We start from the raw sequence: 14,875 nt of genomic DNA on the forward strand, positions 1-14,875 counted from the left end.
CCCGGCGTGGCCTACGTTCCCACGTGCACCCCGTCCACGATTTCGCTGCAGCCCAGGTGGTCCAACGCGATCTCCAGCGCATGCATGTAACTCTGCGCGCAGTAGCCGCGTGCCACGCCGATGCGTTGGCCCACGTCCGCCGGCAGGCACGCCTCCGGTGTGCGCGTGTCGTCGTCATGCACTTCCACGTAGGCGTTGTGCAGGTGCGGCAGCAGCCGTTGCAGGCGCGCGCTGCCCACGCATGCGCCCGGGTCCAGCAGCGTCACCTCGCCGCGGCTGTGGTCGGCCACGCGCAGGGCGTCCAGCAGCTCCTGTTCCGATCCGCAGGCGCGGATGGCCACCGTCGTGCCCGCATCGATCGCCCGGTGGACCAACGCCTTCAGCAGCGGCGCCGGCAGTGGCGGCGCGGTGCGGATCAGCGTGCCATTCGCCTCGGGGCCGCGGATGATGAAGATCGACATGGCTCAGGCACCCTCCGGCAGGGCGCGCAGCCGGTGCGCGGCGATCGCCAGCGACAGCCGGCATGCATCGGCGTGGCCGCTGCTGCACACCACCCGCGCCGTGGGCGCGTGCTGCGGGTGCAGGTGCGTGTCCAGGGCGTCGTCGTCGTTGCTGGCCATCTCGATGTACGGCACCGGCAGCGCCTCCAGCGCGCTGCGCAGCGCCTGCCCGTAACGCGCCCAGTGCGGTGCCTCCACCGCCGTGGTGGCGATCAGCACCAGCGCCGGACGGCTGTGCCGCGCGCGCTGCAGGCAGCGCAGCAAAGCCGGCAGCGAGTCGCAGTCGCGGCAGGCCAGGCGGTGCCCGGCGACCCGGGCCGGGAGCGCGCCGGCGTCGGCGGCCGCACCCGGCGGCGTGTGCCGGATCATCAGGATGGTCATGGAACACCTCAAGCAGGCGCCCTGCGGCGCGGAGTGGCCACGATGCCGCCGCGCCCCGTAAAACCGCCATGCCCGCCGCGACCGGGCCGCGTAAACATCGCGTAGCTTCTGCCGCCAGCGCGGGAACTCCGCTGGCGCCCGCACGGTCACACCGCCACCTTCCCCGAGATCCCGGCCATGGACACGCCCACCGCCGCGCCCGCCCCGAACCGCCTGCTGTCCTGGCTGAAGAAAGAGGTGCTGCCGGTGGCGGTGATGCTGGGCCTGCTGGTGGCCGCGCGCGACTCGCTGGCCAACCACTACCAGGTGCCCAGCGGCTCCATGCAGCACACCCTGATGCCCGGCGACCGGGTGGTGGTGGACATGCGCGCCTACGGGGTGCGCCTGCCGTTCACCTCGGTGGAACTGCTGCACACCGGCCAGCCCCAGCGCGGCGACGTGGCCGTGTTCGACTCGCCGCAGGATGGCACGCGCCTGATCAAGCGCATCGCCGCCGTCGGCGGTGACCGGGTGGAACTGCATGCCGGTCACCTGAGCATCAACGGCCGCCCGATGGCCGAGGCCGGTGCCGGCGAGATCGAAGACTTCGGCCAGCACCTGGCGCAGCTGGACCTGGGCCAGGGCGGCGGCCCGGACATCGCCGGGCTGACCGTCCCGGCCGGGCAGGTGCTGATGCTCGGCGACCATCGCGGCAACAGCGCCGATGGCCGCTACTTCGGCCTGGTGCCGGCCGGCGCGCTGTACGGCAAGGCCTCGCATGTGTACTACCGGCGCGGCGAAGGCCTGGTCTGGCAAGCACTGTGAGCACGGGCGGGCGCTGAATCGATATCTGAAACGTCTCGATTCAGACCTACCAGGTGATGGATCGACCTGTCGGCCCTGCCTATCCTGAGCGCTGACTCTTCGCTCCGGCCCGTCATCGCGGGCCTTACCGGCATGAATGGCGACACCGCAACGGTCCCCGACCGCACGCCCCCGGCGGCCACCCCGGCGCCGGCCGCAGACCACATCGCGCAGGGCACCCCGGCCTTCCGACGTACCGCCGCGGCCCTGTTCCTGGCCGGCTTTTCCACCTTCGGCCTGCTCTATACCGTGCAGCCGCTGCTGCCCGAGTTCAGCCGGCACTTCGGCGTCTCGGCGGCCAACAGCGCGCTGACCCTGTCGCTCAGCACCGGCCTGCTGGCGGTGTCGATGCTGATCGCCGGGCTGATCTCCGACCGCATCGGTCGCCGCGGGGTGATGGTGGCCGCGCTGCTGGCCGCCAGCGTCCTGTCGGTGGCCACCGCGCTGGTGGATGACTGGTCCACGCTGCTGGTGCTGCGCACGCTGCTGGGCATCGCGCTCAGTGGCGTGCCGGCCGTGGGCATGACCTACCTGGCCGAGGAGATGGACAGCCGCGCGCTGGGCCTGGCGATGGGGCTGTACATCGGCGGCAACGCGATCGGCGGCATGAGCGGCCGCCTCATCGCCGGCGTGGTGGCCGACCATTGGGGCTGGCGCTGGGGCATCGGCGTGGTCTCGGCGATCGCGCTGCTCAGCACCGTGCTGCTGTGGTTCCAACTGCCGGCCTCGCGCCACTTCCAGCGCCGGCGCGGCGGCCTGCGCGAACTGCCGGCACGCTGGCGCCAGCTGTTCGCCGACCCCGGCCTGCCCTGGTTGTTCGCCACCGCGTTCGTGCTGATGGGCGTGTTCGTCACCCTCTACAACTACCTCGGCTTCCACCTGCTGGCCCCGCCCTACCAGCTGAGCCAGACCGTGGTCGGGTTGATCTTCAGCGTGTACCTGGTGGGCACCTTCAGCTCGGCGTGGATGGGCCAGCAGGCCAACCGCCACGGGCGCGGCCGCGTGCTCGGCATCTGCCATGCGTTGATCGCCGCCGGCATCGTGCTGCTGGCGCTGCCGTGGCTGGGCTGCATGGCCGCGGGCATCGCCCTGGTGACCTTCGGCTTCTTCGGCGGCCACTCGGTGGCCAGCAGCTGGGTGGGCAGCCGGGCCGGGGTGATGCGCGCCGAAGCCTCGGCGCTGTATCTGTTCGCCTACTACCTGGGGTCCAGCGTGGCCGGGGTGGCCGGCGGCGTGTTCTACACGCGCTGGGACTGGCTGGGGGTGTGCGGCTTCGTCGGCGTGCTGACCGTGGCCGGTGCCGCGATCGCCTGGCGCCTGGGGCAGCGCGTGCAGCCCACCCGCGCGGCCCTGGCCGTCAGCGGCTGACTTCGCCCTGCAGCAGCCGGGTGAATTGGGTGATCAGCGGCGAGGGCCCACCGCGCCGCCAGGCCACATGCACTTCCGAACTGGCCGCGCGGTCGCTGAGCGCGACAAAGCGCGCGCCGTCCACCTGGATATGGCTGCACGAGGCCGGCAGCACCGTCACCCCCAGGCCGGAGGCGGCCAGGCTGATCAGCGTGGAGGCCTCGCCGGCTTCCTGGATGATGCGTGGGGTGAAACCGGCGTTGCGGCACAGCGCGATGAAGTGATCGTGGATGCCCGCGCCGACTTCCCGCAGGAAACCCACGAAGGGCTCATGCGCGAAGGTGCGCAGCGCCACCGGCGCATCGGCGGCCAGCCCGCGCAGCAGCGGGTGCTGGTCGTGCACCACCAGCGCCAGCGGATCGCTGAACAGTTTGCGCGAGGTCAGCGGGGCGGGCAGGGCGCGCTTGCGGATCAGGCCCACGTCCAGCTCGCCGGCCACCAATGCATCGATCTGCTGCAGGGTGTTCATCTCGCGCAGCTTCAGCAGCACCTGCGGAAAGCGCTGGCGGTAGGCGAAGATCGCCCGCGGGATCTGCGTGGACAGCGGCGTGGCGCGGGTCAGCCCGATCCGCAGTTCGCCGGTCTCCCCGCGCTGCGCGCGCTGGGTGAGGTCGATCGCGTTGTCCATCCGCGCCAGCACGTCCCCGGCCTGGGCCTGCAGCACGCGCCCGGCCTCGGTGAGCTCGACCCGGCGGTTGGCGCGCAGGAACAGGCGCGCGCCCAGCAACGCTTCCAGTTGCCGGATCTGCTGGCTGAGCGGTGGCTGGGACATGCCCAGGCGCTCGGCCGCGCGACCGAAGTGCAGGGTGTCGGCGACAGCCAGGAAGTAGCGCAGGTGGCGGAGTTCGATCGACATGGCCGGGTGGGTGTCAGCGCTCGGAATGACCGCTTTCATCATAGCTGCGCGGGCTGAAGCGCTCCGGCTGGATCAGCTCGATGAAGGCCCGCGCCTGCGCGGACAGGAAGCGCCCGCGGCGCACGATCACCCCGTAGCTGCGCTCGGGGAACCAGGCGCTCATCGAGCGCGTCACCAGCCGGTCGCGGTCGGCGTCGTTGAGGCACAGCGCCGGCACGATCGAGATGCCCATGCCCATCGCCACGTACTGCTTGATCACCTCCCAGCCGCCCACTTCCAGCGCCACGGTGTAGGGCATGCGCTGGCGCTGGAAGACCTGGTCCACCAGCCGGTAGGTGATCTGGCGCTTGGGCGGCAGCACCAGCGGGTAGGCCGAGATCGCCGCCAGGGTCAGCTCGGGCACGTGCGCCAGCGGGTGGTCGGGCGGGGTGATCAGCACCTGCTCGAACCGGTACGCCGGGGCGTAGCTGAGGTCGGCGGGTACGTCGGTCATCGAGCCCACCGCCAGGTCGGCCGCGTCGCTGCGCAGCAGGTCGGTGCCGTCGGCGCTGATCGCGTTGTGCAGGGTCAGGCGCACGTCCGGGTGGCGCTGGCGGAAGCGCTCCACGATGCGTGGCAGCAGATAGAGGATGGTGGAACTGTTGGCGGCGATGTTGAGCTCGCCGGCGTCCAGCCCCTTCACCTTGTCGCGGAAGCTGGCTTCCAGCCCATCCAGGCTTTCCACCAGCGGCTGGGCCATCTCGAACAGCAGCTGGCCCTCGCGGCTGGGCACCAGCCGGCGCCCGCTGCGCTCGAACAGACTCACCCCCACCTCGCGCTCCAGCGCCTGCAGCTGCTGGCTGATGGCCGGCTGGCTGACGAACAGCGCCTCAGCAGCCCGTGAGACCGAGCCCAGGCGGACCGTCTGGCAGAACGCCCGCAGCGGCTTGAGCCGATCGGATTTGTAGGAAAACCGGGGACTTGGTGGGCGCGGTGTGGGCATGGCGTCACGAGTATAAGCGCAACTTATGTAGGGCATTGCAATAACTGTTTTGTCAAATACGGTACGGCGGCGCACGGTGGAGCCCTACCGCAATGCAGGAGCCCGCCATGTCCGCCGTCGCTGCTTTCGCCACTGCCCAGCCCACGCCGGCCGACGCCCCGGCCACCCCGGGGATCGCCCTGACCACCCAGCTTGCCGGCCAGTCCGCGCTGCTGCCGGCGGGGGTGCTGGCGCTGCTGGTGTCGCTGCACCGGGCGGTGGAGCCCGAACGCCAGCGCCGGTTGCAGGCCCGGGTGGCGCGCCAGGCGTTCTTCGACGGCGGCGGCCTGCCGGACTTCCGCGCCGATACCGCCGAGATCCGCAGCGGCGACTGGCAGGTCGCCGCGCTGCCCGAGGCGCTGCTGGACCGCCGCGTGGAGATCACCGGGCCGACCGACCCGAAGATGGTCATCAATGCGCTGAACTCCGGCGCCAAGGTGTTCATGGCCGACTTCGAAGACGCCACCGCGCCGGCCTGGCGCAACCTGCTGGCCGGCCAGCAGGCGCTGATCGGTGCGGTGCGCGGCGACCTGACCCACACCGGCCCGTCGGTGGACGGCAAGCCCGGCAAGCACTACGCGCTGCGCCCGCTCAACGAGCAGGCGGTGCTGATCGTGCGTCCGCGCGGCTGGCACCTGGATGAGAAGCACGTGCGCATCGATGGCCAGCCGATCGCCGGTGGCCTGTTCGATGCGGCCGTGTTCGCCTTCCACAACGCGCGCACGCTCATGTGCCGGCAGCGCGGCCCCTACTTCTACCTGCCCAAGCTGCAGAGCATGGAAGAGGCCGCGCTGTGGGAGACCGCGCTGTCGCACATCGAGGGCATGCTCGGCCTGCCGCATGGGCAGATCAAGGTCACCGTGCTGATCGAGACGCTGCCGGCGGTGTTCGAGATGGACGAGATCCTGCATGCCCTGCGCGACCGCATCGTGGGCCTGAACTGCGGGCGCTGGGACTACATTTTTTCCTACATCAAGACCTTCCGCCGCCACGCCGACAAGGTGCTGCCCGAGCGCGGCCAGGTGACCATGACCCAGCCGTTCCTGAAGGCCTATTCGGAGCTGCTGATCCGCACCTGCCACCGGCGTGGCGCGCATGCGATGGGCGGCATGGCCGCGCAGATTCCGATCAACCACGATGCGGCCGCCAACGAGCAGGCGATGGCCCGGGTGCGCGCCGACAAGCTGCGCGAAGTGACCGCCGGCCATGACGGCACCTGGGTGGCGCACCCGGCGCTGATCCCGGTGGCGCAGGCGATCTTCGACGCGCACATGCCCGGGCCGAACCAGCACGGCGTGCTGCGCAACGACGTGCAGGCCGGGCGCGATGCGCTGATTGCCGCGCCCACCGGCACCATCACCCGCGCCGGTTTCGAGGGCAACGTGGAGGTCTGCGTGCGCTACCTGGCCGCCTGGCTGGACGGCAACGGCTGCGTGCCGATCCACCACCTGATGGAAGACGCGGCCACCGCCGAGATCAGCCGCAGCCAGCTGTGGCAGTGGCTGCATACCCCCGGCCAGCACCTGGACGACGGCACCGCCATCGACCTGCCCCTGCTGGACACCACCCTGGCCCAGTTGCCGGCCCGGCTGGGCGAGCGCAGCGCGCTGCCCGGCGGCGCCCGCATCGAGGAAGCCATCGCGCTGCTGGCCGAGCTGAGCCGCCGCGAGGAGCTCACCGACTTCCTGACCCTGCCTGCCTACGACCGCCTCGACTGACCGTTACCGCCCGCCTGCCGCCCCTTACCCATTCCACGTATTCCCCCCAGGAGAAACGCCATGAGCAAGCTGCCGACCGCCGAACAGATCCAGCACGAATGGAACACCGACCCGCGCTGGGCGGGCATCCAGCGCAACTACAGCGCCGCCGACGTGGTGCGCCTGCGCGGCACCGTGCACGTGGAGCATTCGCTGGCCCGGCTGGGCGCGGAGAAGCTGTGGGGCTACCTGCAGGAAAAGGACTTCGTGAACGCGCTGGGCGCGCTGACCGGCAACCAGGCCATGCAGCAGGTCAAGGCCGGCCTGAACGCGATCTACCTGTCCGGCTGGCAGGTGGCCGCCGACGCCAACCTGGCCGGCCAGATGTACCCCGACCAGTCGCTGTACCCGGCCGACTCGGTGCCGGCGGTGGTCAAGCGCATCAACAACACCCTGCTGCGCGCCGACCAGCTGCACCATGCCGAGGGCAAGGACGACATCGACTTCCTGCAGCCGATCGTGGCCGATGCCGAGGCCGGCTTCGGCGGCGTGCTCAACGCCTTTGAGCTGATGAAGGCGATGATCGAGGCCGGCGCGGCTGGCGTGCATTTCGAGGACCAGCTGGCCTCGGTGAAGAAGTGCGGCCACATGGGCGGCAAGGTGCTGGTGCCCACCCGCGAGGCGATCGAGAAGCTCAACGCCGCCCGCCTGGCCGCCGACGTGCTGGGCGTGCCCACCCTGCTGGTGGCGCGCACCGATGCCGAGGCCGCCGACCTGCTGACCAGCGACATCGACGCCAACGACCAGCCTTTCGCCACCGGCGAGCGCACCGTGGAAGGCTTCTACAAGACCCGCAACGGGCTGGACCAGGCGATCAGCCGCGGCCTGGCTTACGCGCCCTACGCCGACCTGATCTGGTGCGAGACCGGCAAGCCGGACCTGGAGTTCGCACGGAAGTTCGCCGAGGCGATCCATGCGAAGTTCCCGGGCAAGCTGCTGGCCTACAACTGCTCGCCGAGCTTCAACTGGAAGAAGAACCTGGACGACGCCACCATCGCCACCTTCCAGAAGGAAATCGCCACCTACGGCTACAAGTTCCAGTTCATCACGCTGGCCGGCTTCCACGCCCTGAACTACTCCATGTTCAACCTGGCCCACGGCTACGCCCGCCGCCAGATGAGCGCCTTCGTGGAGCTGCAGGAGGCCGAGTTCGCCGCCGCCGACCGCGGCTTCACCGCGGTCAAGCACCAGCGCGAGGTCGGCACCGGCTACTTCGATGCGGTCACCCAGGCCATCCAGCAGGGGCAGTCCTCCACCACCGCCCTGACCGGTTCCACCGAGGAGGAGCAGTTCAGCGCGGGCCGGGCAGCCTGAGCCACACCAAGGGCGGCCAGGGAAGGCCGGTGCGGCGGGCGGTCGGGGGACCGTCCGCCGCTTCGTTTTACCCGGCCGGGCCGCGCCCGATGGATGGCCGGCGCGGGGTCCGGGCTGCGTTTACAGGGGGGAGGCAGCGGGGCGCCTGGAAAATCGGGCGGCCGGGTGCTGAATTGCGATGAGGCGCACACTTTTTAGGGGTGCTATCCTCGTCTGCTCACCGGGGGAACGCTGGGAAGCGGGTGCATGGGATGACCGGCAAGGTTGCGGCGATTGTGTGCGAACAGGAGCCAGGCATCGCCCAGACCGCGATGGCTGAGATCGTGCATGCCGTTCTGACCGGCGCCGAGTTCGCGCTGTTCGCCCAGTTCGGGCAGCAGCGGCACCTGGCCAAGGGTGACCAGCTGTTCCATCGCGGTCAAGCCGGCGAGACCATGTACGTGATCGTCAGCGGCGCCATCGAGCTGGATTTCGGCGACGACCTGGTGGTGAAGGTGCTGGGGCCCAATGAATTCTTCGGCGAACTGGGCCTGCTGATCGGCGACCATCCGCGCAGCGCCGAGGCGCGCGCGGTGGGCGACAGCACCGTGCTGGAACTGGGCAATGCCGATTTCCAGCGGCTGGTGGATCGCGACCCCGGCGTGATCGCCTATTTCCTGCGCCGCACGATCATGCGCGTGGTGAGCAACGAACAGGTCCTGATCCGGCAGCTGCGCCGGCGCAACCACGACCTGGAAACCGCGCTGGACAACCTCTATGTCACCACCCACCAGCTCACCCACACCCGCGAGCTGGTGCGCACCGACGAACTGACCGGCCTGCACAACCGGCGGGGCCTGGCGCTGTACCTGCAGGAGTGCCGCAACCAGGACGACGGCCCGCCGCAGGGCCTGCTGCTGATCGACTGCGACCACTTCAAGCAGGTCAACGACGAGCACGGCCACCAGGCCGGCGACCGCGTGCTGCAGAGCGTGGCCAACATCCTGCGCTCGGTGGCCACCGAGGCCGACCTCGCCTGCCGCCTGGGCGGCGACGAATTCTGCCTGCTGTTGCGGGTGGCCACGCCGCACAGCCTCCAGCATGCCGCCGAGTTCATCCTCAGTGCCGTGCACGGCCTGATGGACCGCGCCCACGGGGTGCCGCACGTCTGCCCGGTGAGCATCGGGGTGCGCCTGCTGGAGCCCCACACCGACTGGAGCGAGTGGTACGCTCGCGCCGACAACGCGCTGTACCAGGCCAAGCGGCTGGGCGGCAACCGGTTGCACTGGTCGCGTGCGGCGACCGCACTGCCCTGATCGGGGGAAAGATCGGCATGAACGGCGACATCGGAACGTCGACCCAGACCCCGCAGTTGCGGGCCCTGCTGTTCACCGACCTGTGCGATTCGCTGATCCTGGTCGAGCGCATCGGCGATGCCGCCGCGGCGGTCCTGTTCCAGCAGCACGACCGCCTGGTGCTGACCCTGCAGCAGCAGTGGAACGGGCACCAGATCGATCGCTCCGACGGGCTGTTCCTGTTGTTCGAACGCGCCATCGACGCGCTCGGGTTCGCGCTGGATTACCAGCGCGGGTTGAAGACGCTGGGTGAGCAGCGGGGCATCGCGCTGCGCGCGCGCGCCGGGCTGCACGTGGGCGAGGTGCTCACCTGGGAAAACAGCCCCGAGGCGATCCGGGTGGGGGCCAAGTCGCTGGAGGTGGAGGGCCTGGCCAAGCCGATGGCGGCGCGGCTGATGACCCTGGCCCGCCCCGGCCAGATCCTGATGTCGGCGGTGGCCGAATCGTTGACCCGCCGGGCCAGTGGCGAACTGGGCGAGCGCGGTGCGCGCCTGCTGTGGAAGTCGCACGGCCGCTGGCGCTTCAAGGGCGTGCCGACCCGGCAGGAAGTATTCGAGGTGGGCGAGATCGGCTTCGCGCCGCTGCGCATGCCGCGCGCCAACGCCAAGGCCCGCCGCGACATCCCGCTGTGGCGCCAGCCGGCCGCGCTGGCCGCCGAGGTGGCGGTGCTGGCGGTGATGGGCGCATGCGCCTGGATGTTGCTGCGGCCGGAGCCGGCGATCGCCTTCGCCGAGCGCGACTGGGTGGTGCTGGGCCAGCTGCAGAACCTGAGCAGCAACGTGATGCTGGACGACGCGCTGGACCAGGCCTTCCGGATCAGCCTGGAGCAGTCGCGCTACGTCAACGTGGTCAGCGACGACCGCGTCTCGGCGTTGCTGCAGATGATGCGCAAGCCGTCCCAGACCGACCCGCTGGACCGGGCCGATGCGGCCACGGTGGCCCAGCGCGCCGGGGCCCGGCTGGTGCTGCTGCCGGTGGTGGCCAACGTGGGCGGGCGCACGCGGTTTTCGGTGGAAGTGGTGGACCCGGGCACCCGCCAGACCCTGACGGTGAAATCCGCGCTGGCCCGCGACGGCGCGGTGCTGGCCGCCGTCGACGATGTGACCCGGCAACTGCGCGACGAGCTGGGCGAGGGCATCTCCACCATCAAGCGCAACAGCCAGCGCCTGCCCGACGTCACCACCTCCAGCCTGGATGCGCTGCGTGCCTACGCGCTGGGCCAGAAGCGTTACGCGCGCGGCGACTATCGCGGCGCGCTGGCGTTCTACCAGCAGGCCACGCAGATCGATGACCAGTTCGCGCTGGCCTATGTGGGGCAGACCCGCGCGCAGTTCGCCAGCGCCGATTTCGCCGGTGCGGCGCTGGCCCTGGACCAGGCCGAACGGCGTGCCGCCCACCTGGCCAACCGCGAGGCGATCTACGTGCGCAACTGGGCGCTGCAGATCAAGGATCCCGGGCGCGCCACCGACGGCTGGATGCGCATGGCCGAGCTCTATCCCGACTACCTCCCGGCCAGCTACAACGCCGCGCTCAATCTGTTTGTTGAAAACCGCTTCCGCGAGGCCTTGCCGCTTGCCCGCAGCGTCAGCGAGAGCCAGGTGGACCTGCCGGCCGTGGCGTGGGACCAATACGGTCGCATCCTGCTGGCGCTGGGCCAGTTCGACGCGGCCGATGTCGCCGCCGGCAAGGCGGCCGCCACGGGTTGGGAGGGCGCGCTGATGCGCCAGGCCACCATCGCGGCGGCGCGCGACGACCATCGCCAGGCCGCGGACCTGTTCGACCGGATCGCCGCCGGCAACTTCCACGCCGATGTGTTCCGCACCTCGGTGGCGCTGGACCAGGGCGACACGGCCGCCGCCGTGCGCTATGCCGAACGCGGGATGGGCCGCAGCAAGGATCGCAGTGGCGTGGACCGGTACAACTTCCACGTGCCGCTGGCCGTGGCCTATCTGCAGGCGGGAAGGCGCGCGCAGGCGCTGGCGATACTGCGCGAGGCGGCCACCCAGCCACTGGATGGCCTCGACACGGCGTCGTCGGTGGAGGCCATCGACCGGGTGGTGACCGCCCAGGCGGCCGCGCTGGTGGCGATGCGGTTGGGCGAGCGGCGCTGGACCCAGGCGGTGCCCGCGCGCATCGCCACGCTGAAGGGCCTGCCGCCGAGCCGCCTTGTCGATGAACTCAACGCGGTGCTGGCCGCCGAGCGCGCCCGCGCCGCCGGCGATCCCCGTCAGGCGCAGCAGTTGCTGGCGCCCTTCATCAACGACCACTCCCGCGTGCAGGTGCGGGTGGCCGCGCTGCGCGCCGCGCAGGATGCCAACGACGCGGCCGAAACGGGCCGGCACGTGGCCTGGCTGCGCGACAAGCCCGGGCTGGCGTATGCCGAGGTGGAATGCAGCTATTGCCTGCAGGGCCTGAACATCCTCGATGTCCGCAGCATCGCCAAGGCGGGGCCGGGCCCCGCGCGGCAGGCGACCGCGCGGGCCCAGCGCTGAGCGATGCCTCAGCGCAGCTTGCGCGGGCCGCTGTTGCCGTGCTCGAGCATGGGCACGGTGTAGGCCGTGCCGGACGTCAGCATGGCGAAGATCTCCTGCTGCGCCTTGGCGATGCTGTTCTTGTCGGCCAGGGTGATGTGGCAGCAGCATTCCTTGACGAAGGCCTCCAGCGCTTCCTCGCTCTCCGGCTGGTGGCCCGCATCGCGCAAGGCGGCGGCGGTGTCGGTGACGAAGCGTTCGCGGAAGGCGTCGTCGGTGGACAGCAGCTGCACGAGGCGTTTGGCGGCGGCGGGTTCAAGCTTCAGGGTGGGCATGGCGGGGCTCTCGGTTGGTTGAACGCAATGAGCTGGTGTCGGCCTTGGCGCGGGGTTCTTGAGCGCCTGGCGCTGGAAAGGGTCAAGTTGTCGCCCTGCCGAACGATATCCTTTCTTGTGCCGATAAAGCGGTGGAGGGACGTGTGCGCCTGAGACGATGTGCCATGGTGTTGCTGGAGCCCCGCGAGACGGCGGCGTTCCGCTTTGAGGCGCTGCTGGACGGCGGCGATGGACGCGTGCGCGAGTTGGGCTGGGTCGCCCTGGCCCCGCACCTGGAACAACCGGTGCCGATCTCGGCGCAGGCGCAGGCCTGGCTGGGCACGCTCAGTCCCAGCACCTGGACCACGCTGGCGCCCGACGCACCCGAACGGGCCATGGCGCGCGAACTGCTGGCCGCCGGGCTGCTGGTCGAGGAAGACGCGACCGGCGAGGCTGCCGCCCGCGATGCACGCCTGCGCGGGGTGCACTGGCATCCGCTGGCGGCGGTGATGCACGCGTTCTCGCGCTGGGACGGGGTGGATGCGGTGCGCAACATGCAGGACTCGGAAACCGAGACCGCCGGGCAGATGCGCCAGACCCTGGGCGAGCCGCCGCGCGAGGCACCGCAGCTGGCCATGGCCGGTCCGCGCCTGGCCCTGCCGGAGGTGGACGGCAACGCGTTCGATGCGCTGCTTGCGCGCCGCGTGACCTGCCGCAATTTCGATACGGACCGCCCGGTGCCGCTGGCCACCTTCGCCCAGCTCCTGCAGCGCACCTTTGGCAGCCGCAGCCGCTTCAAGGTCGGCGAGGACCTGGTGTTCCTGAAGAAGAACGTGCCCTCCGGCGGCGGCCTGCACCCGATCGAAGCCTATCTGGTGGTGCAGAACGTGGAGGGCATCGCGCCCGGGCTGTACCACTATCGCGGCGACAGCCACGAACTGGAGCGCATGCAGACCGAGGCCGCCGTGGACCGCGACTTCGTCATGCAGATGGTCGGGCAGCAGCACTGGTTCGCCGATGCCCACGTGCTGGTGGTGCTCGCGCCGCGCTTCGAGCGCACCTTCTGGAAGTACCGCCAGCACGCCAAGAGCTACCGCGTGGTGGCGATGGAGGCCGGGCACCTGTCGCAGACGCTGTACCTGGCCGCCACCGATGCGGGCTTGGGTGCCTTCATCACCGGGGCCATCAACGAGAAGCACATCGAGCGCGCGCTGCAGCTGGACACCATCGCCGAGGGCGTGCTGGCGGTGTGCGGCTTCGGCTGGCGCGCGGGGCAGATGACCACGACCGAGCTGGACCCGGCCGGGGTGATCTGGCAGCCAGCGGCGGTGTAGCCCGCCGGCCGCCGGGGCTCAGGCCGCGTCGGGCTCGAAATCCACCAGCACCGCGCCGTCGCCCACCTGGTCGCCGGCCTTGACCCGGTAGCCCTGCACCACGCCATCGGCGGGGGCCTGCAGGGTGTGTTCCATCTTCATCGCCTCCAGCACCAGCAAGGGCGTGCCACGCGTGACGCGGGTGCCGGGCGCGACGGCGGTGGCCACGATCCGGCCCGGCATCGGCGCCAGCAGGCTGCCGGCATCGGCCACGTGCTGGTCCGCTTCGCTGACCGGGTCGTGCAGGGTGAAGCGCTGCCCGCCCTGGCTGCCAAACAGGTACAGCGCGTCGCCATCGCGGACCACGCGGGCGCGGTGCAGGGCATCGCCGGCCTGCACGCGCAGGGTGTCGCCGACCAGGGTGCCACGGGCCAGCACCCGGGCGTCACCCAAGGTCACCGTCCAGTCGCCGTCGTGCGCCAGCGCGGTCACCGCCTGCTGGCGGCCGCGATGTTCCAGGCTGAGCGCATGCGGGGCGCGGGCGCCCAGGCGCCAGCCATCCGGCTGCTGCCACGGCGAGTGCGGGTCGCGCGGGTCGGTGTGCGCGGCGGCCTGGCTGCCGACCGCGGCGATCGCGGCCAGCACCCATGGCGTGGGATCGCCCTCGGCGCTGGCCGGGGCCAGGGCCGCGTGCTCGCGCTCGATCAGCGCGGTGTCCAGGTCGGCCCGGGTGAACGAATCTGTCAACACCAGCCGGCGCAGGAACGCCGCATTGGTGGTCACACCCACCACTTCGCACTCGGCCAGGGCCTGGGCCATGCGGCGCAGCGCGGCGGGGCGGTCCACGTCCCACACGATCAGCTTGGCGATCATCGGGTCGTAGAACGGGGTGATCGCATCGCCCTGTTCGACACCGGCATCCACGCGCACGTGCGCGCTGCCGGCGGGCAGGCGCAGGTGGCGCAACGTGCCGGTGGAGGGCAGGAAGCCGCGGTCGGCGTCCTCGGCATACAGCCGCGCTTCCAGCGCGTGGCCGCGGATCTGCAACTGGTCCTGCGCCAGCGGCAGCGGCTGCCCACTGGCCACGCGCAGCTGCCACTCCACCAGGTCGGTGCCGGTGATGCACTCGGTGACCGGGTGCTCCACCTGCAGGCGGGTGTTCATTTCCATGAAGAAGAACGTGCCATCCGGTGCGGCGATGAACTCCACCGTGCCGGCGCCCACGTAGTCCACCGCGCGCGCCGCATCCACCGCGGCCTTGCCCATTGCCGCGCGGCGCTCGGCGGTCATGCCCGGTGCGGGCGCTTCCTCCAGCACCTTCTGGTGGCGGCGCTGCACCGAGCAGTCGCGCTCGAACAGGTACA

Annotated in this window: 13 protein-coding genes; 7 read left to right on the top strand and 6 right to left on the bottom strand. The window is 70.8% G+C overall.

Going from position 1 to position 14,875, the window contains the following annotated elements; translation table 11 throughout:
• Window positions 1-11 precede the first annotated feature (11 nt).
• Window positions 12-461, bottom strand: a complete 450-nt coding sequence (locus RSA25_RS15540; protein ID WP_332809752.1) for a 3-dehydroquinate dehydratase — start codon at window positions 459-461, stop codon at window positions 12-14.
• A 3-nt stretch (window positions 462-464) separates the two neighbouring features.
• Window positions 465-881 (bottom strand): hypothetical protein, encoded by a 417-nt coding sequence (locus RSA25_RS15545; RefSeq protein WP_332809753.1) that lies wholly within the window; start codon window positions 879-881, stop codon window positions 465-467.
• A gap of 177 nt (window positions 882-1,058) precedes the next feature.
• Here RSA25_RS15545 and lepB point away from each other — a divergent pair, with 177 nt between their 5' ends.
• Complete coding sequence (lepB, locus tag RSA25_RS15550; protein WP_332809754.1) at window positions 1,059-1,685, top strand: signal peptidase I; 627 nt, start codon at window positions 1,059-1,061, stop codon at window positions 1,683-1,685.
• 132 nt (window positions 1,686-1,817) lie between these two features.
• Window positions 1,818-3,092, top strand: a complete 1,275-nt coding sequence (locus RSA25_RS15555; protein WP_332809755.1) for an MFS transporter — start codon at window positions 1,818-1,820, stop codon at window positions 3,090-3,092.
• Here the strand turns inward: RSA25_RS15555 and RSA25_RS15560 are convergent.
• Together RSA25_RS15560 and RSA25_RS15565 are read right to left on the bottom strand one after the other, a co-directional pair.
• Window positions 3,082-3,987 (bottom strand): LysR substrate-binding domain-containing protein, encoded by a 906-nt coding sequence (locus tag RSA25_RS15560; protein WP_332809756.1) that lies wholly within the window; start codon window positions 3,985-3,987, stop codon window positions 3,082-3,084. The two genes, RSA25_RS15555 and RSA25_RS15560, sit on opposite strands and share 11 nt — an antisense overlap.
• A gap of 13 nt (window positions 3,988-4,000) precedes the next feature.
• On the bottom strand, window positions 4,001-4,969 hold the full coding sequence (locus tag RSA25_RS15565) for a LysR substrate-binding domain-containing protein (RefSeq protein WP_332809757.1): 969 nt from the start codon (window positions 4,967-4,969) through the stop codon (window positions 4,001-4,003).
• Between the two features lie 107 nt (window positions 4,970-5,076).
• Between RSA25_RS15565 and aceB the strand changes: the two genes are divergently transcribed.
• The 4 genes from aceB (at window position 5,077) to RSA25_RS15585 (ending at window position 11,905) form a co-directional block, all read left to right on the top strand.
• Complete coding sequence (aceB, locus tag RSA25_RS15570) at window positions 5,077-6,726, top strand: malate synthase A (protein ID WP_332809758.1); 1,650 nt, start codon at window positions 5,077-5,079, stop codon at window positions 6,724-6,726.
• A 60-nt stretch (window positions 6,727-6,786) separates the two neighbouring features.
• Window positions 6,787-8,079 (top strand): isocitrate lyase, encoded by a 1,293-nt coding sequence (gene aceA, locus RSA25_RS15575; protein WP_332809759.1) that lies wholly within the window; start codon window positions 6,787-6,789, stop codon window positions 8,077-8,079.
• A 251-nt stretch (window positions 8,080-8,330) separates the two neighbouring features.
• Complete coding sequence (locus tag RSA25_RS15580) at window positions 8,331-9,374, top strand: GGDEF domain-containing protein (protein ID WP_332809760.1); 1,044 nt, start codon at window positions 8,331-8,333, stop codon at window positions 9,372-9,374.
• 17 nt (window positions 9,375-9,391) lie between these two features.
• Entirely contained in the window at window positions 9,392-11,905 is a 2,514-nt protein-coding gene (locus RSA25_RS15585; protein ID WP_332809761.1) for a putative peptide modification system cyclase, read from the top strand.
• Window positions 11,906-11,913: 8 nt separating this feature from the next.
• On the opposite strand, the gene RSA25_RS15590 is transcribed toward RSA25_RS15585, so the two are convergent.
• Window positions 11,914-12,219, bottom strand: a complete 306-nt coding sequence (locus RSA25_RS15590; RefSeq protein ID WP_332809762.1) for an NHLP-related RiPP peptide — start codon at window positions 12,217-12,219, stop codon at window positions 11,914-11,916.
• Window positions 12,220-12,362: 143 nt separating this feature from the next.
• Between RSA25_RS15590 and RSA25_RS15595 the strand changes: the two genes are divergently transcribed.
• The gene (locus RSA25_RS15595; protein ID WP_332809763.1) at window positions 12,363-13,532 is read left to right on the top strand and encodes a putative peptide maturation dehydrogenase; all 1,170 of its coding nucleotides are present in this window, start codon (window positions 12,363-12,365) and stop codon (window positions 13,530-13,532) included.
• Between the two features lie 18 nt (window positions 13,533-13,550).
• Here RSA25_RS15595 and RSA25_RS15600 read toward each other — a convergent pair.
• Window positions 13,551-14,875, bottom strand: a 1,325-nt coding sequence (locus RSA25_RS15600) for a biotin/lipoyl-containing protein (RefSeq protein ID WP_332809764.1), incomplete at its 5' end; no start/stop codon positions are given.

The sequence above is a fragment of the Stenotrophomonas sp. genome, from assembly GCF_036662295.1.
GTDB lineage: Bacteria > Pseudomonadota > Gammaproteobacteria > Xanthomonadales > Xanthomonadaceae > Stenotrophomonas.